Genomic DNA, 24,689 nt, shown 5'->3' with positions numbered 1-24,689 from the left:
GGTTCCCCTCAGGCGGTGCGGGACAGGGCCGGGTGGGCCACGGGGTGCAGCAACGGGAGTCCGGCGGCCAGCCGTTCGACCTCGGCGGCCGCGGCGGACGTCAACCGCCGCAACTCGTTGCCCTGCGACCCGGCGACGTGCGGGGTCAGCAGGACGTTCGGCAGGTCCCACAGGGGGGAGTGCGCCGGCAGGGGTTCGGGGTCGGTGACGTCGAGGACGGCGGTGAGGCGGCCGGACAGGAGTTCGCCCTCCAGCGCCGCGGCGTCGACGACGGCCCCGCGCGCGGTGTTCACGAGGGTCGCCCCGTCGGGCAGCGCGGCGAGGACGCGGGCGTCGACGAGGCCGCGCGTCTCGGGCAGCAGCGGGGTGTGCACGCTGAACACGTCGCTGCGCTCGGCGAGGTCGAGCAGGCCCACGGGTTCGGCGCCGAGGGCGCGCAGTTCGGCGTCCGGCACGTAGGGGTCGTGCACGAGCACCTCGAGGTCGAAGGGGCGCAGCAGTTCCAGCACGCGGCGGCCCACGAGGGAGGCCGACAGGATGCCCACGGTGGCCCCGAAGTTCCCCCGGCCCTCGGGCAAGGGGGCCGGTCGCGACCGTCGGGTGTGGAACCCGCGGGCGGCGGCCAGCACGTCCTTGCCCGCCAGCAGCACGACGGCCAGCGTGAACTCCGCGACCGGCACGGCGTTCTGCGCGGCCGCGGAGGACACGACGATCCCGCGTTCCCACACGGCCGGGGTGACGTGCGCGCGCACCGACCCCGCGGCGTGCACGACGGCCCGCAACCGGGGCGCGGACCCGACCGCGGCGGGGTCCAGGACGGGGCACCCCCACCCGGTGACCAGGACGTCCACCTCGGCGAGCACGGCCCGCGCGGCGGGGGTGGAGAACTCCGTCAGGACGCCGGGGGACAGGTCCACGCACCGGCCCAGCCGGTCCAGGAACGGACCGTCGACGACCCGGTCGTAGGTGGGCGGGCTCATCGCCAGCGCGGCGCGCATCATGCGCCGGACTGTTCCGGCGGCCCGGCGGGGGCGTCAAGATCGAACGATCGCCCGCGATCGTTCGATCGAGCGGACGCTGTGGCGTTCGACGAGGTGCGGGGCGATCTCGAGGTGCCGGCACGGGGCGTCCGGAGCCGCGCGCCGCCACGCGAGCAGGTCCACCGCGGCCCGGCCCACCTCCCGCTTCGGCGGGGCGACGGCCGTCAGCCGCACGTCGCCGAGGCCGGCCACGACGTCGTCGTAGGCCACGACGCTCACGTCGTCCGGCACCCGCAGCCCCGCGCCCGCGAGGCGGGGGACCAGGGACAGCGCGTCGGTGTCGGAGTGCACGAGCAGGGCCGTCGCCTTCAACCGGCGGACGGCCTCGGCGGGGTCGGGCGCCTGCGCGCCGTGGGTCGCGTCGGCGCCGTCGCTGCTCAGCAGCGGCTCGGACAGCACGGGCAGACCGAGGGAGCGCAGCGCGTCCCGGAAGCACCCGCGCACGGTCCGCGCCGAGGGGGAGTCGTCCCGGCAGAACAGCACGATCCGCCGGTGTCCGTGCGCCCGCAGGTGCGACAGCGCCAGGTGGACGCCCGTCGCGTGGTCGCTGCGCACCGCGTCCCGTTGCGCCAGAGCCGATCCCCGCGGGGCGAACCGCTCCACGACGACGAGCGGGACCTCCGGCGGGCAGATCCCGGCCACCGGGTCCGTGGCCACCTCCTCGACCGAGCGCCAGCGCGGGGCGTAGAGGACGCCGGCGAGGTCCGGGGTCCGCAGGGCCCGCCGCACCGCCGCCGCGGCCGCGGCCTGGTCCCGGGCGACCTCCAGGACGTAGCGGCCGCCGTGCGCGGCGACGGCCGCGTCGGCCCCGCGCAGGATGACCCCGAGGTAGCCGTTGGGCTCGCCGATCGCGACGACGCGCCCCAGGGCCGGGGCGTCCCGCCGGGCCGCGCTGACGACCCCGTGCCGCCGGTGCAGCCGCCCCGCCGCCGCCAGCGCCTCGACGTCCCGGCGCACCGTGACGGCGGCCGCTCCGAGTTCGACCGCGAGGTCGGCCACCCGGGCCGTGCCGCGGGCCGCGACGAGCGCCGCGATCCGTTCGCGCCGCGCCGCCGGGCCGTCCGCGGGGCCTGCCGTCGCGTCCGTCACCGGCCGAACGCTAGCCTCCCGGAGTGTCGATCCTCCTCGTCCGCCACGGTCAGACCGCCTGGAGCCTGTCCGGTCAGCACACCGGCAGCACGGACGTGCCCCTCACGCAGGCAGGGGAGGACCAGGCCCGCCGCCTCGCCCCGGTGTTCGCCGGCCGCGACGTCGCCGCGGTGCTGGTCAGCCCCCGGCAGCGGGCCCGGCGCACCGCCGAGCTCGCCGGCCTCGGCACCGCCCCGGGCGGTCTGCAGGTCGACGACGACCTCGTGGAGTGGGACTACGGCGCCTACGAGGGGCGGACGACGGACGAGATCTCCGCCGAGCTCGGCCGGCCGTTCTCCGTCTGGCACGACGGCGTCCTGCCCGGGGACACGCCGGGGGAGACCGTCCACCAGGTCGCCGTCCGCGCCCGCAGCGCGCTGCGACGGGCCGAGGCCCTCGTCGGGCCCGAGGGGCGTGACGTCGTCCTCGTCGCGCACGGGCACTTCCTGCGGATCCTCCTGGCCACCTGGCTGGGCCTGTCACCGACGGCCGGCGCCCTCTTCGCGCTCGAGGCCGGCACGTGGGGCCAGCTGGGCCACGAGCACGGCCGGCCCGTGCTCGAGCGCTGGAGCGTTCCCCCGATCGGCTGAGACCGCTCAAGTCGCGGCGGGAGCTGCCGATGGGCGGGCGTGAGTCCCGCCTCCGCCGCCGCCTGGGTCGTCGCCGTCCTGGTCTCGGTGGTGTCCGCGGTGGCCCTGACGGTCCTCGTGCGCCAGCGCGACCGCGTCCGCGCCGACCTCGCGCGCACCGACCCGCTCACCGGCCTGGGCAACCGCCGGGCCCTGCACGAGACCGCCGAACCCCTGCTGGCGCGCGAGGGCCGGCTCGGCCTGCTGCTGCTCGACCTCGACGGGTTCAAGGACGTCAACGACACCCTGGGGCACGCGGCGGGGGACGAGGTCCTCGTCCAGGTCGCGCAGGTCCTGTCCGCCACCCTCGCCGACCGGGGCACGATCACGCGCCTGGGCGGGGACGAGTTCGCCGTCCTCGTGCCCGACCCCCAGGACGCCGAGCTGGAGGTCCTCGCCAAGCGGCTGCTCGCGGCGCTCTCGGTCGGCGGACTGCACGCCGGCGTCGTCCCCATCGACCTGCAGGGCAGCATCGGCGTCGCGGTCTCCGGCCCCGACGGGCGCTCGCTGGGGGAACTCCTGCAACGCGCGGACATCGCGATGTACGCGGCCAAGCGCTCCCGCGTCGGGGTGCTGCGCTACGACGCCGCCAGCGACCCCCACTCCACGGGCGCCCTGGAACTGCTCGGGCAGCTGCGCGGCGCCATGGACGAGGACCAGCTGGTCCTGCACTACCAGCCCAAGGTGTCCGGGGACGGCGGTCGGTTGCTGGGTTTCGAGGCCCTCGTCCGCTGGGACCACCCCGTGCGGGGACTGCTGCTGCCCGCCGACTTCCTGCCGTTCGTCGAACGCACCCACCTCATCCACGCCCTGACCCGCTGGGTCCTCATCACCGCGCTGCGGCAGGCCGCGACGTGGCGGGCGCAGGGCCTGCAGACCTCGATGGCCGTGAACATCTCCGCCGTCAGCCTCGACACCGGCCTGCTCGGCATCGTCGAGGAGGCGCTCGCCCTCACCCGGTGGAGGCCCGCCGACCTCGTCCTGGAGATCACCGAGACGGCGATCATCCACGACCCCGTCGGCGCGCGCGCCACCGTCGCCCGGTTGCGCGAACGCGGGGTCCGGGTCGCCGTCGACGACTTCGGCGCCGGGTCGACCAGCCTGGTGCACCTGCGTGGGCTGGCCGTCCACGAGCTCAAGATCGACCGCCAGTTCGTCAGCGAACTCGTCGCCCACCCCGAGGACGACGTGATCGTCTCCTCCGTCATCGCGCTGGCGCACAAGCTGGGCCTGGCCGTCGTCGCCGAGGGCGTGGAGACCGTCGCCGCGGCGGACCGGTTGTGCGCGTTGGGGTGCGACGAGCTGCAGGGTTTCTTCTTCGCCCGGCCGCTGCCCGCGGAGCAGGCGATGGCGTGGGCCCGCGCCGAGGGCATGGCCGGGCAGGTCGTCGAACTGGGCTGAGACCCCTCAGTCCAGGACGGCGAGCGCGTCGATCTCGACGAGCATCTCCTCGCGCGGCAGACCCGTCATGACGGTGGTGCGCGCGGGCAGGACACCCGAGGGGCAGTTCCGCCCCACGAACTCGCCGTAGGCCTCGTTCATCGCGGCGAAGTCGTCCCGGGTCGTCAGGTAGACGCGCAGCATCACGACGTCCTCGAGGGTCGCTCCGCCGGCGCGCAGGACGGCCTCGACGTTGCGCAGGGTCCGCAGGGTCTGCGCCTTCACGTCACCGGGGTGCAGGTACTCCCCGGTCGCGGGGTCGACGGGACCCTGACCGGAGACCTGCAGCAGCGGGCCCTTGCGGACGCCCTGGGAGAACGTGTGCGCGGGGGCGGGCGCGTCGGTCGTGGAGACGGCGGTCTTGGGGTGGCTCACAGCGGAACTCCTCCGGAGGTTTGCGGTGGGGGACGGAACCCGCAGTCGCGGGCGATGTCCGCGGTCGCGGACAACAGCGGGGGCACGAGGTCCAGGACGGCCTCGTGCGGCAGCAGGACGTCGGGCACCGACAGCGACACCGCGGCCAGGACCTCGCCGCGCGGCCCGGTGACCGGGGCGGCGACGCAGTTCACGAACGTCTCGTTCTCGGCGTGGTCCTGCGCCCAGCCGCGGTCGGCCACGTCCTGGAGTTCGGCGAGGAACAGTGCCGGGTCGACGATGGTGCGCCCCGTGCGGCGGGCCAGGTCCAACGCGGCGACGACCTCGGCGCGGTCGGCGGGGGACAGGCCGGCGAGCAGGACCTTGCCGACGGCCGTGCAGTGCAGGAGGGCCTCGGACCCGATGCGCGAGGCCATCCGCACGGGGGCGTCGCGCGGTTCCAGCTTGTCGACGTAGGTCGCCCGGGCGCGCGCGCCGTGCCCGTCGAGGACGGCGACGTGGACGGTCTGCCCGACCTCGTCGCGCAGCGCCCGCAGCCGCGGCGCCGCGGTGCGCAGGACGTCGACGTGCTCCAGCGCGAGGTCGGCCAGGCGGTACAGGTGCGCCCCCAGGACGTACCGGTGGTCGGGGCCGCGGTGGACGAGACCGGTGTCCTCCAGGTCGCGCAGCAGGCGCAGCACGGTGCTCTTGTGGGCCCCCGTCGCCTCGGCCAGGCCGCCGAGCGAGCCGGTGCCGGTGGCGACGAGGTCGAGGAGCTGCAGGGCCCGCAGGAGGCTCTGGCTCACAGCGACGGCACGTCCAGCGGGCGGTCGGCGCGCACGACGAGAGCCGCTGCGGCGCAGCGGTGCCCGAAGACGACGGCGTCGTCGACGGCGAGGTCCCGCTGCCGGGCGGCGAGGTACCCCGCGGCGAACGCGTCGCCGGCACCGACGGGTTCGACGACCTCGACGCTCAGCGCGGGGACGTGCCGGTCGGGGGCGCCCGGTTCGAGGACCAGGACGCCGTGCTCCTCCTGCTTGAGCAGGACCCGCCGGGCACGGGGGAACAGTTCCCGCAGCCGGGCGGGGTCGTCGGTGCCGAACACCGCGCGCGCCTCGTCGGCGCCGAGCAGGAGTTCGTCGGCCGCGGCCGCCAGGTCCCGCAGCGGGGTGTCGTCGCGGTCGCGCCACAGCACCGGGCGGTGGTTCAGGTCGACCGACAGCGTCGTCCCCGCGGCGTGCACCCGGGTCGCCAGCGCGGCGCAGAACTGCGCCGCGGAGTCCGACAACCCGGTGGTGATGCCGCTGACGTGCACGACGGCGGCGCGGTCCAGGACGGCGGCCACGGCCGGGTCGTCCAGGTCGGCGGGGGAGAGGGCGGAGGCGGCCGACCCGCTGCGGTAGTAGTGCATGCGCGATCGCCGCGACCCGTCCGCGGCCGTCCCGGGAGCCTTCACGTACAGCCCCGTGGGGCGGACGGGGTCGGTGGCGACGGCGCTGACGTCGATCCCGGCGTCGGTGGCCAGCGCCCGCACGTGGTCGGCGAACCCGTCGTCACCGAGGCGGGAGACCCAGGCCACGTCGACGCCGAGCCGGCCGAGGGTCAGGGCGACGTTGAGTTCCGCGCCGCCGACGGTGCGGGTGAAGGTCTCGGCGTCGGCGAGGGGGACGTCCTGCGTCGGGGTGAGCACCACGAGCGCCTCACCGACGCACACGACCGCACCCGGGGACGGGACCTTTGACCTCGGCACGGGCCGATGCTAGAACGGCGTGACGATCGCGCGCAACGGCCGTTGCGCGCAGTGCAACGACTCGTGGAGAGTTCCGTGGCCTACGACGCGCACCACCTCGGACCCCTCGACCCCCGGTTCAAAGCCGTCCCCGTCACGGCCTGGGGCGAGGACGCCGCGGCCTTCGCCGCACGCCGTCCCCGGTTGCAGGACCTGCCCACCCCGCTCCTGACCCTCGACGCCGGGGCGCTCGCCGACAACGTCGCGACGCTCGCGCGCTGGACGGCCGAAGTGGGCGTGGACCTCGCGCCGCACGGCAAGACGACGATGGCGCCCTCCCTGTGGCGCGAGCAGTTGGCGGCCGGCGCCATCGGTCTCACGGTCGCGACGCCCTGGCAGTTGTCCGTCGCCCTGCGCGAGGGCGTCGACTGGGTGCAGGCCGCCTACCCCGTCCTGGACCCCGCCGTGCTGCGGTGGTTGTCCGCACCCCGGTCCGGCCGCGTGCTCGTCTGGGCCGACGGCGTCGACGTCGTCGAGCGGATGGCCCCCCACGTCCGGGACGCCGCCCAGCCCCTCGACGTCCTGGTCGAGCTCGGTGGCACCGGCGGGCGCACGGGGGCCCGGTCCCTCGACGCCGCCGTCGCCGTCGCGCGCGCCGTGCGCGAGACCCCCGGGCTCCGCCTGGCCGGCGTCGCCGGGTACGAGGGCGCCTTCGCCCACGACGCCTCCGACGCGAGCCTGGCGACCGTCCGGGCCTGGGTCGACGACCTCGCCGCGCTGCACGGGCGGCTCACCGAGGAGGACGTGTACCCCGCGGACGTCCCGGGCGGCCTCGTGGTGTCCGCGGGCGGCAGCGCCTACTACGACGTCGTCGTCGAACGCCTCGCCCGGCTGCACGACCCGGCCGCGGGTGTCCGCGTCGTCCTGCGGTCGGGGGCCTACGTCGGCCACGACGACGGGTTCTACCGCGAGGTCACCCCCGTGAACCGCGTGCGGTCCGGGCGCCTGCGGTCCGCGCTGCACGGGTGGGTTCGCGTCGTCTCGCGGCCCGAACCCGGCCTGGCGCTCGCCGACGCCGGCAAGCGCGACCTGCCCTTCGACGAGGGACTGCCCGTCGTCCAGGCCGTGCGCCGCGGAGGTGACGGCGACACCGAGGACCTCGCCGGGTACGCGGTCAGCGCGATGAACGACCAGCACGCCTTCGTCCGGTTCCCCGCCGACGTCGACCTGCGGGTCGGGGACGTGCTGCGGCTGGGGATCTCCCACCCCTGCACGGCCTTCGACAAGTGGGGGCTGCTGCCCGTGGTCGACGACGCCCTCGCCCCGCAACCGGTCCTCGTCGACTGGGTGCGCACGGTGTTCGGGTGAACCTCCTCGTCCGCGGCGCCACACTGGTCGACGGCACGGGGGCGCCCGCGAGGCGGGGGGACGCGCTCGTCGTGGACGGCCGGATCGCCGAACTCGGTGACGTGGGGACCACCGCTGGGGCGCGCGTCCTCGACGCGACAGGTCTCGTCCTCGCCCCGGGGTTCATCGACCTGCATGCGCACTCCGACCTCGCCGTCCTCACCGACCCCGAGCACCTGGCCAAGACGACCCAGGGCGTCACGACCGAGGTGGTGGGGCAGGACGGACTGAGCTACGCCCCCGTCGACGACGACGCGCTGGACGTGCTGCGCGAACAGCTCGCCGGCTGGAACGGTGTGCCCGACCTCGCGTGGGACTGGCGCACCGTCGGGGAGTACCTGGACCGGGTGGACCGCGGCGCCGCCGTCAACGTCGCCTACCTGGTGCCGCAGGGGACCGTCCGCACGGTCGTCGTGGGCACGGAGGACCGGGCCGCCACCGCCGCCGAACTCGTCCGCATGCAGGACCTCGTGGCGGCCGGGATGGCCGACGGGGCCTTCGGGATGTCCAGCGGGTTGACCTACGTCCCCGGGATGTTCGCCGACACCGCCGAACTCGTCGCCCTGTGCGAGGTCGTGGCGCGGGCGAGGGGTTTCTACGCACCCCACCAGCGGTCCTACGGCCGGGGTGCGCTGGAGGCCTACGCGGAGGTCGTCGAGGTCGCCCGACGGTCCGGGGTGGCCCTGCACCTGACGCACGCGACGATGAACTTCGCCGTCAACGCCGGCCGGGCCGGGGAGTTCCTCGCGCTCGTCGACGCGGCGCTCGCCGACGGGGTGGACGTCACCCTCGACACCTACCCCTACCTGCCCGGGTCGACGACCCTCGCCGCCGTGCTGCCGAGCTGGGCGTCGACCGGGGGACCCGCCGCGGTGCTGGCCCGGCTCGAGGACCCGGAGGCGTTGCGGCGCATCCGGTACGCGCTCGAGGTCGAGGGTTCCGACGGCTGCCACGGGGTCGTCGCGGAGTGGGGGACGCTGCAGGTCTCCGGGGTCCGGAACCCCGAGCTGTCCGGTCTCGTCGGTTCCACCGTCGCGGACGTCGCCGTCGTCCGCGGGGCCGACCCGTTCGACGTCTTCGTCGACGTGCTGCGCCGCGACCGCCTGGGGACGACCATCCTGCAGCACGTGGGGCACGAGGAGAACGTGCGCGCGATCATGCAGCACCCGCAGCACTGCGGCGGCAGCGACGGGCTGCTCGTGGGCGCGCGACCGCACCCGAGGGCCTGGGGGACGTTCCCGCACTACCTCGGCCACTACGTGCGTGAGGAGGGGGTCCTCGGCCTGGAGGAGTGCGTGGCGCACCTGACCTCCCGCCCGGCCCGCCGGCTGGGACTCACCGACCGCGGGGTGCTGCGGCCCGGAGCCGTCGCCGACCTCGTCCTGTTCGACCCCGCCACCGTCGCGGCCGGAGCGACCTTCGAGGAGCCTCGGCGGCAGGCGGTCGGGATCCCGCACGTGGTCGTCGGAGGAGTTCCGGTCGTCGCCGACGGCGTCCGGACCGGGGCGGTTCCCGGACGGGCGCTGCGGCACCCGACGAGCGTTGCCGCCGTCGCCTCGTAGGTGTGGCGGGAGCCGGTCAGGGGTGCAGGGTCAGCGCCGGTTCCGGCCGGTGGACACCCCGCGGCCGGAACCCCAGCACGTCGCCGACGCCGCAGAGGTCGGCGAGCAGCCACACGATGGCCAGCCACATCTCCGTGCCCTGCAGGCCCGGGTCGCGACCGACGGCGAAGGAGAAACCCCGGCCGTCCTGCCACGTCCGCAGCGCGTCGGTGAGCAGAGCGCGCGCGGCGGTGACCACCTCCTCGCGGCGGTGCGCGGTCTGCTTCCCGGCCAGCCACAACGGGTGGGCGACGTCGAGGACGTTGCAGGCGTTGCGCCGGTCGGCGGCGAAGAACCGCTGGTCGCGCAGGTGGGCCAGGACGGTGTCGACGAGGCGGTCGGGGTGGGGGAGCGGGACGTCGAACTGCGCGAAGGTCCCGCGGGAGGCGCGGTAGAACCCGTTCACCGTCTGCAGGGCGCCCTCGCCCGCCGGAGGCGTTCCCCACACGCCGGTACGGGGGTCGCACTCCAGCGTCAGCCAGCCGAACAACGCCGCCGTGGTCCCGGGCTGTCCGGGTTCCCCGAGGTCGAGGTTCCAGCGCAGCGCCGTCCCGAACGCGTCGACCCACGCCCCCGCGCCCCAGGCGCGCGTCGTCCAGGGCAGGCCGTCGAGGGCCGTGACGAGCTCCGCGGGCGTCGTGCGGGCCACCTGGTGCACGGGGTGGCGGAACCTGCGGCCGTGCAGGTCGAGCGCGTACCCCACGCAGAGCACGTGGTACAGGACGTCGCCGTCGTCCGGGTCGGGGGTCCCGGGAACGGGGGAGCCCGTCGCGTCGAACCGTCGGACCAGACCGTTCCCGCTGTCCTGCAACGACTGCAGCCGGTCGAGGTGCTCGTCGAGCGGCAACGGGCCGGGGGCGCCGTCGGAGAGGAGGGCCGCGACCTCGAGGGCGTCGCACTGCGCACGGACGGTGGGGCCGGCGCCGGGCCGGTCGACGAACTGCCCGCCGGGCAACCCGGGGTCCCAGCTGCGGGAGAGGACGTCGGCCGCCTGCTCCCGGGCGCGCCGTTCGAACCGCGCGAGCGCGTCGGCGAGGTCGTCGGAGGCGTGTCCGGCAGGGGGGACCCGCCAGCGGATCCGCCGGGCGGGGTTGCCCCCGACCACGGCCCCGGCGGGGACGTCCTTCGTCACGACCGCACCGGCGGCCAGGACGGCGTGGTCGCCCACGCTCACCCCGTCCAGGACCACGACGTGGGAACCGATCCACACGTCGTCGCCGACGGTGATCCCGCGGGAGGTGAGCGGTTGCCGGAACACCTCCGTGCCTGGTTCCATCCCGTGGTTGAACGCCAGCAGTGACGTGTGGGCCCCGATGCGCACCCCGTTCCCGCCCTGGACGGTGCCGCGGACGACGGCGCCGTAGTTCACCGTGCTGTCGGCCCCGAGGTGGACGGACCCGCTGACGTACGCGTGCGCGGCGACGTAGCTGCGGTCGCCGAGCGCGAGGTCCTCGGTCTCGACCGCGGCGAGCGGGCTGACGAAGGCGTCCGTCCCGAGGCGCCAGGCGTGCTGCTCTGCGAACGCGGCCTGCGCCTGCCGTTCCTCCGCGTCCGCCTCGTGCCGGAAGCGCCACGGTTCGACGTCGAACCCGTGCGCTCCGCGCGTCGTGGGGATGGGACCACCAGGCATCCGGACCTCCGTCGTCGGAGTGGGTAAGCGCTTGCCGGAAACCTAGCACCGGCTGTGCGGGCGCGGGAGGGCCTCGGAAGACGGTCCTCTTCTCAAGCGACCCATTCCGATATATCGTTGAGGCATCGCGAGGCACTCAGCCTCGCTCGACACGGAGGTACAGCCATGAGAGGCACACGGTTCAGCGGCCCGCGCGGCGGGCAGTTCGAGCAGGCGCGACGGCACCACCCCGGGGGCGGTGGCCCGTTCGGCGGGTTCGGTCCCGGTTTCCCCTTCGACCTGCCGGGTTTCGGTCCGGGCGGTCACCGGGGTCCGGGGTTCGGAGGACCCGGAGGGTTCGGCGGCCGGGGCGGAGGTCGTGGTCGGCGCCAGCGCGGTGACGTCCGCGCGGCCGTCCTCGTGCTGCTGGCCGAAGGGCCCAGCAACGGTTACCGCATCATCGGCGAGGTGGCGCGCCGCAGCGACGGCGCCTGGAAGCCCAGCCCGGGATCGGTGTACCCGATCCTGCAGCAGCTGCAGGACGAGGGACTCGTCGTCGCGGACCCCGCGGACGCCAAGCAGTTCACCCTCACCGAGGAGGGCCGGCGCTACGTGGAGCAGGAGTACGGCGACACCCCGCCGCCGTGGGAGTCCCTGGACGGCGGACCCGACCGCGAACGGCGGCACGAGTTCCGGCGCCAGCTCGGCGCGCTGGTCATGACCTACCAGCAGATCGAGCTGACGGGACGCCCCGAGGACGTCCGGCGGGCCGGTGACGTCCTGGAGGAGGCGCGTCGGAACCTGCTCGCGATCCTCGCCGAGGACCTCAGGGGGACGACGGGATCGTGACGGCGGGACTGGCCACGACGGGGGTCAGGGCGTGCACCAGGGCGAGGCGACCGGCCCCCGTCCCGGCGCTCAGGACGGCGAGGACGCCGCCGGGCAGCAGGTCGGCGCGCACGGCGAGGTTCGCCACGGTGTCGTGCCGGTGGTCCCCCTCGGGCGCGTCGGGCCCGCCGGTGCGACGCACCGGACCGGTGCTCGCGGTCGCGCCGGCGCGGTGGTGGCGGACGTGCTCGGTGATCCAGTCCGGGCCGACCGCGACGTCCGGGGTGCTGGTGAGGACCACGGTGCCCGGCGCGTCGGACAGACGGCGGCGCAACCCGTCGGCGGCCCGGGTCAGGAGCCCGGCGACCTCCGCCGCCGGGTCGTCCACCCCCTCGGGCGCGGGGTGGTGCTCGACCTCGAGGTCGACGTCGTCGAGGAGGTCGACGAGCGGGCCCCAGCTCGCCAGGACCGGTGCCGTCGCGGCGGGAGGCGCCGACGTGGTGAGCAGCAGCGTGGTCGCGATGCCCGCCGCGGACGCCTCGTCGGCCGCCTCGATGAGGTGCTCGAGGCTGTTCTCCAGGAGCGGGACGTCGGCGGGCAGCACGGGGAGCAGGGCGACCGCCCGGGTCACGCGCACGTGGGACCGCCCTCTCGACAAGTTGTGAATCCTTGTCTACTCAGGGTCACCAGATCGGTCAAGGCGTGCACCACCGCCGAGACACCTGATCGTCACCCGCCCGTCACCCGCCGTGCGGGACCCGTGTCGGAGGCCGGGTGCAGGGTGGCCTCCGTGGACCACTCCGTGAGCCGGACCGACGCCGTCCCCGACCTCTCGCGCCGCGCGGGCTACGACCCGCACTTCCTCGCCCCGGGGCCGCCCGTGCCGCTGCCGGTGCCGCGGGACGGGGCCGAGGTCGTCGTCCTGCCCTACACGCACTTCTCGGTCGTGCACCGGCCCGACCGCCGGCTCGCGGCGGCCACCGTCGTCGCCGTCGACGGCGCCGCCCTCGTCGACGTGCCGCGGTCGGGCGACGCGTGGTTCCTCGACCCGCGCCTCGGACCAGACGAGCAGGCGGGGGCGCAGCTCTACGCCCGCAACGACTTCGACCGCGGCCACCTCGTGCGCCGGCGCGACCCGGGCTGGGGTCCGGAGGCGGCGCGGGCGAACGCGGACACGTTCTCGTACACGAACGCCGCCCCGCAGGCCTCGCGCTTCAACCAGGCGGTGGACCTGTGGCTGGGGCTGGAGGACCACGTCCTGGACCACGCCCGGCAGTGGGGGCAGCGCCTGGTGGTCGTGACCGGACCGGTGTTCGCCGCGGACGACCCGGAGTACCGCGGGGTGCGCATCCCGCGGCGGTTCTACAAGGTCGCGGCCTACCTGCTGCCCGGCCCGGACGGGACGGTGCCCGTCCTGGCGAGCGCGGGGTTCGTGCTGGACCAGACGCCCCTGGTCGAGCAGATCGTCGGCACCCCGGAGGCGCAGGACGTCCCCGAGCTCGGCGGGTTCCGCACGTTCCAGGTCCCCGTCGAGGACGTGGCCGAGCTCACCGCGCTGGACCTCGGCCCGCTCGTGGCCGCCGACCGCCTGCCCGTCCTGGTCCCGGCCGCGGTCGGGGAGCCGGTGCCGGCGTGGCGTCCGCTGGCCGGGGTGGGCGACCTGCTGCTCTGAGCCGGCCGGCCGGGGGTGCTGTCATGGAGCCGTGACGGCGGAGTGGTGGGAGCGGTCGCGGGCGGCCGAGACGGAGCGCGCCCGGGAGCTGCTGCGCGCCCTGGTGTCGGAACTGCGGCACCGCGGTGAGGCGCCGGCGCCCCTGCGCGCGCGGGCCGGGACGGCGCGGTACCGCACCGACGTCGTGGGGTGGTACCTGCGCGCCGACGGGTCCCTCGGGGTCGGCGAGCAGGGGGAGTACTACGTGCTGGACGTGGCGCCCAGCGTGCGGGCGCGGTTCCGCGGGGTCCATCTGGACCCCGCGGAACCACCCCTGCAGGTCGGCCGCGGCGCGCGCGACGGCGAGTCCGTCGAACTCGCCGAACTGGTGCGCCGCCGGCTCGCGAACCCTTGAGCGTCAGCCCTTGCGGAACTGCACGACGGCCCAGGACAGCGGCGGCAGGACCACCGTCGCGAGCCCGTCGGTGACGGTGACGTCCTCGAGGGGGCGCAGGCCGACGGCCGAGTGGTCGCCCTCGAGGTTCGTCGTGTGGCGGTCCTGCCCCTCGGTGGCGGCGAGCACCTTGGCGGTGGCGACGCGGTCGACGTCGAACGCCCGCAGCGGGACCTCGACGGAGGCCGGCTGCTCCTGGTCGCGGTTGGCGAGGAACACGGTGAGGAACTCCTCGTCGTAGGTCGCCGAGGCGTCGACCACGTCGACGGCGTCGAACTTCGCCGTCTCGTACTTCTCCGACGTGGTGACCACCTGCAGGACGTTCCCGGTGGCGAGGCGGCGGACCTGCTCGAAGGGGTGGGCGATGGTCTGCTTCCACGCCTCCCCGCCCGGCTCGCTGCGCAGCAGGCCGATGACGTTGACGAGCTGGGCCTGGGCGCCGATGTGCACGCGGTCGGCGTGGCGCAGCAGGGAGTTCAGCAGGGTTCCGACGACGACGGCGTCGGTGACCGAGTACTCGTCCTCGATGACGCGCGGGGCGACGTCCCACGGTTCCACGCCCGGGCCGTGGTGCGGCTTGGACTGGTACCAGACGTTCCACTCGTCGAAGCTCAGGTTGATCTTCTTGGTGTGCTTGCCCTTCGCGCGCACCGCGTCCGCCGTCGCGACGACCTGGTCGATGAACAGGTCCATGTCGACGGCGGAGGCCAGGAAGCTCGCCGCGTCGCCGTCGTGCTCCTGGTAGTAGGCGTGCAGGGAGACGTAGTCCACCGCGTGGTACGAAAGTTCGAGGACGGTCTGCTCCCACTCGCCGAACGTCGGCATCGCGCGGCTGGAGGAACCGACCGCGACGAGTTCGATGTCCGGGTCGACCGTGCGCATCGCCATGCCGGTCTCGGCGGCGAGGCGACCGTACTCCGCGGCCGTCTTGTGGCCCGTCTGCCAGGGACCGTCGAGCTCGTTCCCCAGGCACCAGAGCTTGATGCCGAACGGGTCCTTGGAGCCGTGCTGGATGCGCAGGTCGGAGAACTTCGTGCCCGAGGTGTGGTTGCTGTACTCGAGGAGGTCGCAGGCCTCCTGCAGACCGCGGGTCCCGAGGTTGACGGCCATCATCGGCTCGGTGCCGACCTTGCGGGCCCAGGCGTCGAACTCGGCGAGCCCGAACTGGTTGGTCTCCACCGAGCGCCAGGCGCGGTCGATCCGGCGGGGGCGGTCCTCGCGCGGGCCGACGGAGTCCTCCCACTCGAACCCGGAGACGAAGTTCCCGCCGGGGTAGCGCACGACGGTCGGGCCGAGTTCCCTGGTGAGTTCGAGGACGTCGGTGCGCAGACCGTCCTCGTCGGCGCTGGGGTGGTCCGGTTCGAAGATCCCGGTGTAGACGCAGCGGCCCATGTGCTCGACGAACGAGCCGAACAGCCGGCGGGGGACCGGACCCACGGTGAAGGCGGGGTCGAGGGCGAGGCGGGCGGTGCGCACGGGTGGCTCTCCTGGGTTCGCGTCACGTCGGTGTGCGGGCGGGTCCTGCGGCGTCGCGCTCTTGCAACGTTGGAAGGCAGTCAACGCGAAAGCGGGGGCGGCGTCAAGACAGCCGGTGGCACAATGCGGCGGTGCCCTCCCCGCCCGTGCCGTCGCGCGCGACCCCGCGCCCCACGACGTTGCGGGACGTCGCCGAGGCCGCCGGCGTGTCGATCAAGACGGTGTCCAACGTCGTCAACGACCACCCGCACGTGCGGCCGGAGATGCGCGAGAAGGTCAAGGCCTTCATCGCCCAGCTCGACTACCGCCCCAACGGGATCGGCCGGCAGCTGCGGCAGGGCCGGACCGGTCTGGTGGCCCTCGCGCTGCCCGACGTCACCAGCCCGTACTACGGCGAGCTCGCCTCCACCCTCGTGGACGCGGCGCGCGGGCGGGGGCTCACGCTGCTGGTCGAGCAGACCGACGGCGACCTCGACCGAGAGCGCGAGGTCGCGACGGGTTTCCCCGTCCGCCTCGTCGACGGGCTGATCTTCGCGCCCCAGACCCTGCCGGTGGAGGAGTTCCAGCAGCGGCGGGACACCACCCCGGCCGTGCTCGTCGGGGAGTACGGCGAGGGTTCCGGGGTCGACCGGGTGACGATCGACTCCGTCGACCTCGGCGACAGCGCGGTGCGCCACCTCCTGGAGATCGGCCGCCGGACCATCGCCTTCGTGGGGGACAAGGACCCGGGGACCTCCCGGCCACCGGTCGTCGCCCAGCGCGTCGAGGGGTACCGGCGCGCGCTGCGCCGGGCCCGCCTGACGTTCGACCCCGAGCTGCTGCAGCCGCTGGCGGAGTGGACCCGGCAGGACGGGTTCCTCGGCACGACGGCCCTGCTCACGGCGCGCCCGGACGTCGACGCGATCTTCGCCGCGAACGACCTCGTGGCGTTCGGCGCCCTGCACGCCCTGCGCCGCCTCGGTCTGCGCGTGCCGCAGGACGTCGCCGTCCTCGGCGTCGACGACGTCGAGCAGGCGCAGTACTCGGCGCCGACCCTGACGTCGATCGCGCTCGACCGCTCCGAGATGGCCGAGATGTCGCTGCGGCTGCTGTCGGACCGGCTCGCCGGCTTCGACGGGCCCGAGCGGCTGCTGACCGTGACGGGTCACCTCGTCGTGCGGGAGAGCACCGGCGGCTGACACTGGAGGTGCGTGTCGCGGGCTGGCAGGCTGCGCCCGTGCGCGCAGTCCAGGTGGAACGGACCGGAGGGCCGGAGGTCCTCACCCTCGTCGACCTCCCCGACCCCGAGCCGGGGCCGGGACAGGTGCTCGTCGACGTCGCGGCGGCCGGCGTGAACTTCATCGACACCTACCGCCGCAGCGGGGTCTACCCCCTCGAGCTGCCCGCGGTGCTGGGCAGCGAGGGAGCCGGTCGGGTCGCGGCGCTCGGACCCGGGGTCGAGGGGTTCACCGTGGGGCAGCCCGTCGCCTGGAAGGAGGCGCCCGGCAGCTACGCCGAGCAGGTCCTCGTCGCGGCCGGTGAGCTGGTGCCCGTTCCCGACGGTCTCGACCCGACGGTCTGCGCGGCCGTCCTGCTCCAGGGGCTCACGGCGCACTACCTCGCGACGGACACGTTCCCGGTGCAGGCCGGCACGTGGGCGCTGGTGCACGCCGGGGCCGGCGGGGTCGGGCTGCTGCTCACCCAGGTGCTCAAGCGCAAGGGCGCCCACGTCCTGGCGACCGTCTCCACCCCGGCCAAGGCCGAGCTGGCACGGGCCGCCGGGGCCGACGAGGTCGTGGGCTACGCGCAGGCGCCCGCCGCGGCGCGCGACCTCACGGGCGGTCGTGGGGTCGACGTCGTCTACGACAGCGTCGGCAAGGACACCTTCGAGGCCAGCCTGACCGCGCTGCGCCCGCGCGGGCTGGTGGCGCTGTTCGGCGGGTCCAGCGGTCAGGTGCCACCCTTCGACGTCCAGCGCCTCAACGCGCTGGGGTCCCTGTTCCTCACCCGCCCGAGCCTCGGCGCGTACACGCAGACCCGCCAGGAGCTGCTGGCCCGCACGGACGAGCTCTTCGGGTGGGTCGCCGCCGGAGAGATCGTCGTCCGCGTCGGCGGGACGTACCCGCTCGCCGACGCGCGCCGGGCGCACGAGGACCTCGAGGGCCGGCGGACGACGGGGAAGTCGCTGCTGCTGCCCTGACTGCCCCGGGACTACTCGACGGCTCCGGACAGGACGCAGAACTCGTTGCCCTCGGGGTCGGCCAGCACCGTCCACGTGACCCCCGGCCCCTGGCCGATGTCGGCCCTGCGGGCGCCCGTCTCCAGCGCGCGGGACAGCACGCGTTCCCGGCCGCGCCCGGACCGCGTCGCCCGCACGTCGAGGTGCCAGCGGTTCTTCACCGTGTGCGGGGTGGGCGAGGCGACGAACTCGAGGAAGGGACCGGACGTCCCGCGCAGCTGCGCCACCCGGGAAGTGCTGCGCGCCAAGGGCATCCCCGCCAGGGGTGCCCAGAACTCCGCCAGCGCCGGGGGGTCGGCCGCCAGGCACACCACGGCGGCCACGCGCCCGGTCCCGTCGTACTCCGGTCGTGGGTCCAGGACGCAGAACTCGTTGCCCTCGGGGTCGGCCAGGACGACCCACGGGGCGTCGCCCTGGCCGACGTCGACGCGCTGCGCCCCGGTGTCGAGCAGGAACTCCACCGTCTCGCGCTGGTCGGCGGGAGAGGAGGAGTCGAGGTCCAGGTGCACCCGGTTCGGCGGGGACCCGGGCGCCCTGGGGGCCCCGCCGGGGAGGAACACCAGCTCGACGCCGGGTTCGCCCTCAGGCGGCACGACGTCCGTCTCGTGCGCGTCGGCGTAGCCGAGCCGCCACTCCAGGGCCCGCCGCCACCAGTGCGCGAGCCGGACCGGGTCGACGGCGTCGACCACGACGTTCACCAGACGGCTGTCCACGCCCGGACGCTACCGTTCAGGAGTTCCCGCGGCCCGTCTCCTGCTGCAGCTCGTCGATGAGCTCGGAGGCCCGCGCCTTGTCGAGGTCGTCGGGGAGCTCACGGCCGGCCTCGCGCGCCAGCGTCTGCAGGTAGCTGCGCTGGGGGCCGGTCATCGGTTCGTCGCCGGTGACCCAGGTCTCGGGGTCCTTCTCGGCGTTCTGCGTGGGGTCGGGGTTCTGGTCCTGGCCGGAGGTCTGCTCGCTCACCCGGCGACCGTACGGCCCGTTCGAACGCGGCGCGCGCCGACGGGTCCGGTGCCCGGGGTGAGCGAGGGTTCCCCCCGCCCGGAGCCACCGCTACGGTGTGCCGCGGCAAGTGTCGGGAGGGGGGTCCCATGGCAGGAGAAGTGGTGGCGGAAGGGGGCGTCGCGGCGCCGGTGGCGTCGGTCGCCCCGGACGGGTCGTCGCCCGGTCGGTCACGGGCCGCGTGGCCCGACGCCGCCAAGGCCGTCTGCATCCTGCTGGTCGTCCTCGGCCACGTCGCCTACATCCTCCTCGACCTCGCCGGTGCCCCCTGGGCGGCGGGTGCCCCGCCCGTCTGGGACGACGTCGACGTCGTCCTGCGCCCCTTGCGGATGCCGCTCTTCTTCGCCATCTCCGGGCTGTTCGCGGCCGCCGCCCTCACGCGTCCGTGGCGGGTCGTGCTGCGGCCGCGGGTGGGGCAGAACCTCTACCTGCACGTGGTCTGGCTGCTCATCGGGTTCGCGGTCTCGACGGCCGTCGCCGTCCCGACCTTCATGGCGCCGGAACGTCTCCGCGACCTCCCCGCCGCGGTGGCCACGGCCTCGACCGGCCTGTGGTACCTCTACGCGCTCGCCGTGTACTTCGTGCTGGCCCGGCTGACGCGCCGCTGGCCCGCCGCCGTTCCCGTCGCGGCGGCCGCGGTGCTCGCCGTCGTCTCCTTCTGCGGCGTCCTGCCCGGGTCCGGAGACACGCACTCCGTCGTGGAGAACCTCGTGTGGTTCCTCGCGGGGGCCCGCTTCCCCGACGCCGTCCGGTCGTTGACCGCCCGGCAACGGCCCGCGCTCGTCGTGGGGGTCGGGGGTCTGCTCGTGCTCGTGCTGGCCGCCGTCCGCCTCGTCCACCCGCCCGTCCTCGTCGACGCGCTCGTCGAGATCCCCACGCGCGCAGCCGCGATCGTGGTCGGCGTCTGCCTGGCCGTCCTGCTGACCCAGCGGTTGCCGCGCCTCAGCCAGCCCCTGCTGCGGCTGGGCCGGCGGACCCTGCCCGTGTACGTCGTGCACGGCATCGTCCTGCTCCTCGTGCAGCGGCCGCTCGGCGCGGTGACGAACCCCGCCTTCGGCCGGCTGCCGCACCCGGCGCTCGCGGTCGTCGTCGTCGCCTACCCGCTGGTCGTCACCGCGGCCCTCGTGTGGCTGTGCCTGGCCGTGCAGACGCTGGCCGGCCGGATCGGCGCGGGCTGGTTGTTCGCCCTGCCCGGCGGGGCCCGGTCCCGGGTGCGACCGGCCCCCTAGACTCGGCGGCATGACCCACGTCCTGTCCGCGGTGGCCTGGCCCTACGCCAACGGCCCCCGCCACATCGGCCACGTCGCCGGCTTCGGCGTCCCCTCCGACGTGTTCAGCCGGTACATGCGGATGGCGGGTCACGACGTCCTCATGGTCTCGGGCACCGACGAGCACGGGACGCCGATCCTCGTGCAGGCCGAGCAGGAGGGCCTGAGCCCGCAGGGGCTGGCCGACCGCTACAACCGGGTCATCACCGAGGACCTGCAGGGCCTGGGGTTGTCCTACGACCTCTTCACCCGGACCACCACGGCGAACCACTACGCCGTCGTGCAGGAGATGTTCCGCACGGTCCACCGCAACGGGTACATGGTCGCGCAGAAGGGGATGGGCGCGATCTCCCCGTCCACCGGACGGACGCTGCCCGACCGCTACGTCGAGGGCACGTGCCCGATCTGCGGCTTCGACGGCGCCCGCGGCGACCAGTGCGACAACTGCGGCAACCAGCTCGACGCGATCGAGCTGAAGAACCCGCGCAGCCGCATCAACGGCGAGACGCCGGTGTTCGTCGAGACCGAGCACTTCTACCTCGACCTGCCCGCCGTGGCCGACGCGCTCGGCTCCTGGCTGCAGACGCGCGCCGACACGGGGCGCTGGCGGCCGAACGTCCTGAACTTCTCCAAGAACCTCCTGGAGGACATGAAGCCCCGCGCCATGACGCGGGACATCGACTGGGGCATCCCCGTCCCGCTCGCCGGGTGGGAGGAGAACCCGGCCAAGCGGCTCTACGTATGGTTCGACGCCGTCATCGGCTACCTGTCGGCCTCGGTCGAGTGGGCCCGCCGGTCCGGTGACGACGACGCCTGGCGCGCGTGGTGGACGGACCCGTCCGCGGAGTCGTACTACTTCATGGGCAAGGACAACATCACCTTCCACTCCCAGATCTGGCCGGCGGAACTCCTCGCCTACGACGGCCGCGGGTCGCGCGGTGGCGAGCCGGGGAGGTTCGGGAACCTCAACCTGCCCACCGAGGTCGTGGCGAGCGAGTTCCTCACCATGGAGGGCAAGCAGTTCTCCTCCAGCCGCGGGGTCGTCATCCACGTGCGCGACGTCCTGGCGCGCTACCAGCCGGACGCGTTGCGGTACTTCATCTCCGCAGCCGGACCGGAGAACAACGACTCCGACTTCACGTGGCAGGAGTTCGCCACCCGCGCGACCAGCGAACTCGTCGCCGGCTGGGGCAACCTCGTCAACCGCACCGCCTCGCTCATCGCCAAGAACGTCGGCGAGATCCCGGCGGCCGGTGAGCTCACCGACGCCGACCGGACGCTGCTCGACACCACCCGCGCGGGGTTCGGCGTCGTGGGCGACCTCATCGAGCACCACCGTCAGCGCGCCGGGCTCGGCGAGGCCATGCGCGTCGTCGGCGAGGTCAACAAGTACCTGACCGACCAGGAACCCTGGAAGATCAAGAACTCCGACCCCGACCGGATGCGGACCGTCCTGCACGTCACGGCGCAGGCGGTCTCGGACTGCCGGACGCTGCTGTCGCCGTACCTGCCGCACTCGGCGCAGAAGGTGCACGAGGCCTTCGGTGGTACGGGGACCGTCTCGCCGCTGCCGGAACTGCGGGAGGTCACCGACCTCGACGACGGCCGGCCGTACCCGGTCCTCTCCGGCGACTACCGCCGGGGCGAGACCCTGCCCGCCTGGGGTCCGGCGCCGATCGTGCCGGGGACGCCGGTCGCCGCGCCGACGCCGATCTTCACCAAGCTCGACGTCGCCGCGGTCGTCGAGGAGGAACTCGCGCGGCTGCAGCAGTGACGGGACGCCCACCCGCACCGGAACCCCTCGCCGTCCCGGTCGCCGACAACCACACGCACCTCGACTCCGAGTCCGAGGAGGACGTCGAGGCGCTGCTGGCGGCGGCCGCGGCGGCGGGGGTTCCCCGCAGCGTCCAGATCGGCTGCGACCTGCCCGCCGCGCGGTGGACGGTCGCGGCGCTGGACCGGCACCCGCAGCTGCTCGGCGGGGTCGCGCTGCACCCGAACGAGGTCCCGGACCTGGTGGCCGCGGGGGAGTACGACGCCGCCCTCGCCGAGATCGCCACGCTGGCCCGGCACCCGCGCGTGCGCGTCGTGGGGGAGACCGGGCTGGACCACTTCCGGACGCCGCCGGAGCAGTGGCACCTGCAGGAGGAGTCCTTCCGCGCCCACATCGCGCTGGCCAAGGAGCTCGGGCTCGCGCTGCAGATCCACGACCGCGACGCCCACGACGACGTCCTGCGCGTGCTGGTCGAGGAGGGCGCCCCCGAGCGCACCGTCTTCCACTGCTTCTCCGGGGACGCCGCCATGGCGCGCGTCTGCGCCGACGCGGGGTACTACCTCTCCTTCGCCGGCACCGTGACGTTCAAGAACGCGGGTGACCTGCGGGAGGCGCTGCGGGTCGCACCGCGGGACCGGATCATGGTCGAGACCGACGCGCCGTACCTGACGCCGGTGCCCCACCGCGGGCGTCTCAACGCCGGGTACCTCGTGCCCCTGACGGTGCGCTCCATGGCGCAGACGCTCGGGGCGGACCTCGACGAGCTCTGCGCGACCATCGCCGCCACCACGGAGGCCGTCTACGGTCCCTGGTGACCTTCGTCACGGCCTGTGCCGGTGCGAGTCACCCGATCGGCGCAACGGGTGCAGATCCGGACGGGTGGAGCGTCGCCGGTCGTGGCGCAGCGTGTTCAGGGATCACGGCAGCTTGTCGAAGAGGTCTCGGAGCGGTTACGGTCCGCTCCAGTCGGCCGGATCGAGGTGGCCGGACCACACGCTGCACCTGGGGACGGGGGTCCCTCCGAGGTGCGCTCGCGTCCAGACCTCGTGCCCGGGCACATCGTCGAAGGACCTCTCGTGCCGTTCCCCCTGGTCTCCGCTGCCCGCACCACCTCCCGCACGGTCCGGCTCGTCGCGGGCGGCACCTGCCTCGCGGCGGTGGTCGGCGGGACGGTCGCCTTCACGGCGCTCGACAAGGACGTCGTCATCGACGCCGACGGGCAGCGCACCCAGGCCAGCGCCTTCGGCGGCACCGTCGGCGACGTCCTCGCCGACCGGGGCATCACCGTCGGCGAGCACGACATCGTGGCCCCCGCCGCGACCACCCAGCTGCAGGACGGCCAGACGATCGTCGTCCGTTACGGCCGCCAGCTGACCCTCACCGTCGACGGTGAGACCAAGACCTACTGGACGACGGCCCAGACCGTCGACGCGGCGCTCGCCGACCTCGACGTGCGCGCCGACGGCGCCAAGCTGTCGGCCTCCCGCTCCGAACCGCTCGGCCGCCAGGGCCTGTCGCTCGACGTCACGACGTCCAAGGCCGTGACGCTCGTCGCCGACGGCCAGACGCGCCAGCTCACCAGCACCGGCGCCGACGTCAACGCCCTCCTCGCCGAGGCCGGCGTGACGATGCGCCCGGGCGACGAGATGTCGAACGCGGGCAAGGACCGCCTCGCCGCGGGCATGACCGTCACCGTCGTGCGCGTCGACCGCTCCACGAGCACCGAGACGGTGGGCATCCCGCACGGCAGCCGCACCGAGCAGACCGACCAGCTCTTCACCGGTGAGAAGAAGGTCGTCACCGCCGGGGTCGACGGGTCCAAGACGGTGACCTTCGCCGACCTCTTCCGCGACGGCGTGCGCGCCGAGCACAACGCCACCGGCGAGGTCGTCGACACGGCCCCCGTCGAGGAGGTCGTCCAGGTCGGCACGAAGGCCAAGCCGGCTCCCGCCCCGGCCGCCGCGTCCAGCGGTGGTGGCGGCGGCGGGTCCGTCGGCGGCGGCGTCGACTCCCTCAACTGGGCCGGCCTGGCCCGCTGCGAGTCCGGCGGCAACCCCTCCATCGTCTCGGCCAGCGGCAAGTACCACGGCCTCTACCAGTTCTCCGTCCAGACGTGGCGCGCCGTGGGCGGCAGCGGTCTGCCGAGCCAGGCGTCGGCGTCCGAGCAGACGTACCGCGCCAAGCTGCTGTACCAGCGCGCCGGTGCCGGACAATGGCCCGTGTGCGGCAAGAACCTCTGACCAGTTCCCTCCTGTCGGCCCGCGACGTCCGCGAGCTGGCCGACCGGCTCGGCGTCCGGCCGACGAAGCAGCTCGGCCAGAACTTCGTCGTCGACGCCAACACGGTGCGCCGCATCGTCCGGGTCGCCGACCTCACCGCCACCGACGTGGTGGTCGAGGTCGGCCCCGGGCTCGGCTCGCTGACCCTGGCGCTGCTCGAGGTGGCCGACCGCGTCGTCGCGGTCGAGATCGACCCCGTTCTGGCCGCCGAACTCCCCACCACCGTGCGGGACCGCGCGCGTCAGGGCACCTCGTTCGACGTCGTGGTCGCCGACGCGGTGCAGGTGGCCGAACTGCCAGGCCCCGCCCCCACGGCCCTGGTCGCCAACCTGCCGTACAACGTCGCCGTCCCCGTCCTGCTGACGATGCTGCAGCGGTTCGACTCCCTCCGGCACGGCGTCGTCATGGTGCAGTCCGAGGTCGCCGACCGCCTCGTGGCCGGCCCCGGCAGCCGCACCTACGGCGTCCCCAGCGTCAAGACCGCGTGGTACGCCGAGGCGCGCCGGGCCGGGTCCGTCCCGCCTCCGGTCTTCTGGCCCGTGCCGCGCGTGGACTCCGGGCTCGTCGCCTTCACCCGGCGGCCCGCCCCCGCGACGGCCGCCTCGCGCGAAGAGGTCTTCGCCGTCGTCGACGCCGCCTTCGCCCAGCGCCGCAAGACGTTGCGCGCCGCGCTCGCCACCTGGGCGGGGTCCCCGGTGCGGGCCGAGGAACTGCTGCGCGCCGCCGACGTCGACCCGCAGGCGCGCGGGGAGCAGCTCACGGTCGCCGACTTCGCCCGGATCGCCGAGGCGGGACACTAGGGTCG

24 protein-coding genes are annotated in these 24,689 nt (G+C 74.6%); 14 read left to right on the top strand and 10 right to left on the bottom strand.

Annotated elements, in window-relative coordinates; all coding sequences use genetic code 11:
• Window positions 1-8 precede the first annotated feature (8 nt).
• Entirely contained in the window at window positions 9-1,001 is a 993-nt protein-coding gene (locus AB1207_RS19335) for a hydroxyacid dehydrogenase (RefSeq protein WP_367640041.1), read from the bottom strand.
• Between the two features lie 33 nt (window positions 1,002-1,034).
• A complete protein-coding gene (locus tag AB1207_RS19330) occupies window positions 1,035-2,129 on the bottom strand; it encodes a substrate-binding domain-containing protein (RefSeq protein ID WP_367640040.1) in 1,095 nt (364 codons plus the stop codon).
• A gap of 23 nt (window positions 2,130-2,152) precedes the next feature.
• Between AB1207_RS19330 and AB1207_RS19325 the strand changes: the two genes are divergently transcribed.
• Both AB1207_RS19325 and AB1207_RS19320 read left to right on the top strand, forming a co-directional pair.
• Complete coding sequence (locus AB1207_RS19325) at window positions 2,153-2,758, top strand: histidine phosphatase family protein (protein ID WP_367640039.1); 606 nt, start codon at window positions 2,153-2,155, stop codon at window positions 2,756-2,758.
• Between the two features lie 39 nt (window positions 2,759-2,797).
• The gene (locus AB1207_RS19320) at window positions 2,798-4,198 is read left to right on the top strand and encodes a putative bifunctional diguanylate cyclase/phosphodiesterase (protein ID WP_367640038.1); all 1,401 of its coding nucleotides are present in this window, start codon (window positions 2,798-2,800) and stop codon (window positions 4,196-4,198) included.
• A gap of 6 nt (window positions 4,199-4,204) precedes the next feature.
• Here the strand turns inward: AB1207_RS19320 and AB1207_RS19315 are convergent, their stop codons facing one another.
• From AB1207_RS19315 to AB1207_RS19305, 3 genes are read right to left on the bottom strand one after another with little or no spacing between them, the layout of a single operon-like run.
• A complete protein-coding gene (locus tag AB1207_RS19315) occupies window positions 4,205-4,612 on the bottom strand; it encodes a RidA family protein (RefSeq protein ID WP_367640037.1) in 408 nt (135 codons plus the stop codon).
• A complete protein-coding gene (locus AB1207_RS19310) occupies window positions 4,609-5,397 on the bottom strand; it encodes an IclR family transcriptional regulator (protein ID WP_367640036.1) in 789 nt (262 codons plus the stop codon). The genes AB1207_RS19315 and AB1207_RS19310 overlap by 4 nt, the downstream gene beginning before the upstream one ends.
• Window positions 5,394-6,341 (bottom strand): sugar kinase, encoded by a 948-nt coding sequence (locus AB1207_RS19305; RefSeq protein WP_367640035.1) that lies wholly within the window; start codon window positions 6,339-6,341, stop codon window positions 5,394-5,396. Before AB1207_RS19305 ends, AB1207_RS19310 begins: the two co-directional genes overlap by 4 nt.
• 63 nt (window positions 6,342-6,404) lie before the next feature.
• Here AB1207_RS19305 and AB1207_RS19300 point away from each other — a divergent pair, with 63 nt between their 5' ends.
• Window positions 6,405-7,688: a type III PLP-dependent enzyme domain-containing protein gene (locus AB1207_RS19300; protein ID WP_367640034.1), complete on the top strand. Its 1,284-nt coding sequence runs from the start codon at window positions 6,405-6,407 to the stop codon at window positions 7,686-7,688.
• Window positions 7,685-9,289, top strand: coding sequence for an N-acyl-D-amino-acid deacylase family protein (locus tag AB1207_RS19295; RefSeq protein WP_367640033.1), 1,605 nt, complete (start codon window positions 7,685-7,687; stop codon window positions 9,287-9,289). Before AB1207_RS19300 ends, AB1207_RS19295 begins: the two co-directional genes overlap by 4 nt.
• A gap of 16 nt (window positions 9,290-9,305) precedes the next feature.
• Here the strand turns inward: AB1207_RS19295 and AB1207_RS19290 are convergent, their stop codons facing one another.
• Window positions 9,306-10,958, bottom strand: coding sequence for an acyltransferase (locus AB1207_RS19290; protein WP_367640032.1), 1,653 nt, complete (start codon window positions 10,956-10,958; stop codon window positions 9,306-9,308).
• Between the two features lie 165 nt (window positions 10,959-11,123).
• On the opposite strand from AB1207_RS19290, the gene AB1207_RS19285 reads away from it, so the two are divergent.
• The gene (locus tag AB1207_RS19285; RefSeq protein ID WP_367640031.1) at window positions 11,124-11,786 is read left to right on the top strand and encodes a PadR family transcriptional regulator; all 663 of its coding nucleotides are present in this window, start codon (window positions 11,124-11,126) and stop codon (window positions 11,784-11,786) included.
• On the opposite strand, the gene AB1207_RS19280 is transcribed toward AB1207_RS19285, so the two are convergent.
• Window positions 11,764-12,402, bottom strand: a complete 639-nt coding sequence (locus AB1207_RS19280; protein ID WP_367640030.1) for a hypothetical protein — start codon at window positions 12,400-12,402, stop codon at window positions 11,764-11,766. The two genes, AB1207_RS19285 and AB1207_RS19280, sit on opposite strands and share 23 nt — an antisense overlap.
• Before the next feature lie 153 nt (window positions 12,403-12,555).
• On the opposite strand from AB1207_RS19280, the gene AB1207_RS19275 reads away from it, so the two are divergent.
• Together AB1207_RS19275 and AB1207_RS19270 are read left to right on the top strand one after the other, a co-directional pair.
• Window positions 12,556-13,437, top strand: coding sequence for a DNA/RNA non-specific endonuclease (locus AB1207_RS19275; RefSeq protein ID WP_367640029.1), 882 nt, complete (start codon window positions 12,556-12,558; stop codon window positions 13,435-13,437).
• Between the two features lie 31 nt (window positions 13,438-13,468).
• Window positions 13,469-13,831: a hypothetical protein gene (locus AB1207_RS19270; protein WP_367640028.1), complete on the top strand. Its 363-nt coding sequence runs from the start codon at window positions 13,469-13,471 to the stop codon at window positions 13,829-13,831.
• A 3-nt stretch (window positions 13,832-13,834) separates the two neighbouring features.
• On the opposite strand, the gene arfA is transcribed toward AB1207_RS19270, so the two are convergent.
• The gene (arfA, locus tag AB1207_RS19265) at window positions 13,835-15,346 is read right to left on the bottom strand and encodes an arabinosylfuranosidase ArfA (RefSeq protein WP_367640027.1); all 1,512 of its coding nucleotides are present in this window, start codon (window positions 15,344-15,346) and stop codon (window positions 13,835-13,837) included.
• A 131-nt stretch (window positions 15,347-15,477) separates the two neighbouring features.
• Here arfA and AB1207_RS19260 point away from each other — a divergent pair, with 131 nt between their 5' ends.
• Complete coding sequence (locus AB1207_RS19260) at window positions 15,478-16,524, top strand: LacI family DNA-binding transcriptional regulator (RefSeq protein ID WP_367640026.1); 1,047 nt, start codon at window positions 15,478-15,480, stop codon at window positions 16,522-16,524.
• A gap of 38 nt (window positions 16,525-16,562) precedes the next feature.
• Window positions 16,563-17,525 (top strand): quinone oxidoreductase family protein, encoded by a 963-nt coding sequence (locus tag AB1207_RS19255; protein ID WP_367640025.1) that lies wholly within the window; start codon window positions 16,563-16,565, stop codon window positions 17,523-17,525.
• Between the two features lie 11 nt (window positions 17,526-17,536).
• On the opposite strand, the gene AB1207_RS19250 is transcribed toward AB1207_RS19255, so the two are convergent.
• The gene (locus tag AB1207_RS19250; RefSeq protein ID WP_367640024.1) at window positions 17,537-18,277 is read right to left on the bottom strand and encodes a VOC family protein; all 741 of its coding nucleotides are present in this window, start codon (window positions 18,275-18,277) and stop codon (window positions 17,537-17,539) included.
• Window positions 18,278-18,293: 16 nt separating this feature from the next.
• Window positions 18,294-18,524, bottom strand: a complete 231-nt coding sequence (locus AB1207_RS19245; RefSeq protein ID WP_367640023.1) for a DUF3072 domain-containing protein — start codon at window positions 18,522-18,524, stop codon at window positions 18,294-18,296.
• A 128-nt stretch (window positions 18,525-18,652) separates the two neighbouring features.
• On the opposite strand from AB1207_RS19245, the gene AB1207_RS19240 reads away from it, so the two are divergent.
• The 5 genes from AB1207_RS19240 (at window position 18,653) to rsmA (ending at window position 24,684) form a co-directional block, all read left to right on the top strand.
• Window positions 18,653-19,792 (top strand): acyltransferase family protein, encoded by a 1,140-nt coding sequence (locus AB1207_RS19240; protein ID WP_367640022.1) that lies wholly within the window; start codon window positions 18,653-18,655, stop codon window positions 19,790-19,792.
• 10 nt (window positions 19,793-19,802) lie between these two features.
• Window positions 19,803-21,605: a methionine--tRNA ligase gene (gene metG / locus AB1207_RS19235; RefSeq protein WP_367640021.1), complete on the top strand. Its 1,803-nt coding sequence runs from the start codon at window positions 19,803-19,805 to the stop codon at window positions 21,603-21,605.
• The gene (locus tag AB1207_RS19230) at window positions 21,602-22,420 is read left to right on the top strand and encodes a TatD family hydrolase (protein WP_367640020.1); all 819 of its coding nucleotides are present in this window, start codon (window positions 21,602-21,604) and stop codon (window positions 22,418-22,420) included. The genes metG and AB1207_RS19230 overlap by 4 nt, the downstream gene beginning before the upstream one ends.
• Window positions 22,421-22,681: 261 nt before the next feature.
• The gene (locus AB1207_RS19225) at window positions 22,682-23,845 is read left to right on the top strand and encodes a resuscitation-promoting factor (RefSeq protein ID WP_367640019.1); all 1,164 of its coding nucleotides are present in this window, start codon (window positions 22,682-22,684) and stop codon (window positions 23,843-23,845) included.
• Entirely contained in the window at window positions 23,818-24,684 is an 867-nt protein-coding gene (rsmA, locus tag AB1207_RS19220) for a 16S rRNA (adenine(1518)-N(6)/adenine(1519)-N(6))-dimethyltransferase RsmA (RefSeq protein WP_367640018.1), read from the top strand. The genes AB1207_RS19225 and rsmA overlap by 28 nt, the downstream gene beginning before the upstream one ends.
• Window positions 24,685-24,689 lie beyond the last annotated feature (5 nt).

This window comes from Kineococcus endophyticus (genome assembly GCF_040796495.1).
GTDB lineage: Bacteria > Actinomycetota > Actinomycetes > Actinomycetales > Kineococcaceae > Kineococcus > Kineococcus endophyticus.
Note: the sequence above shows the minus strand (reverse complement) of the source record. Positions and strands in the feature narration are given on the sequence as shown.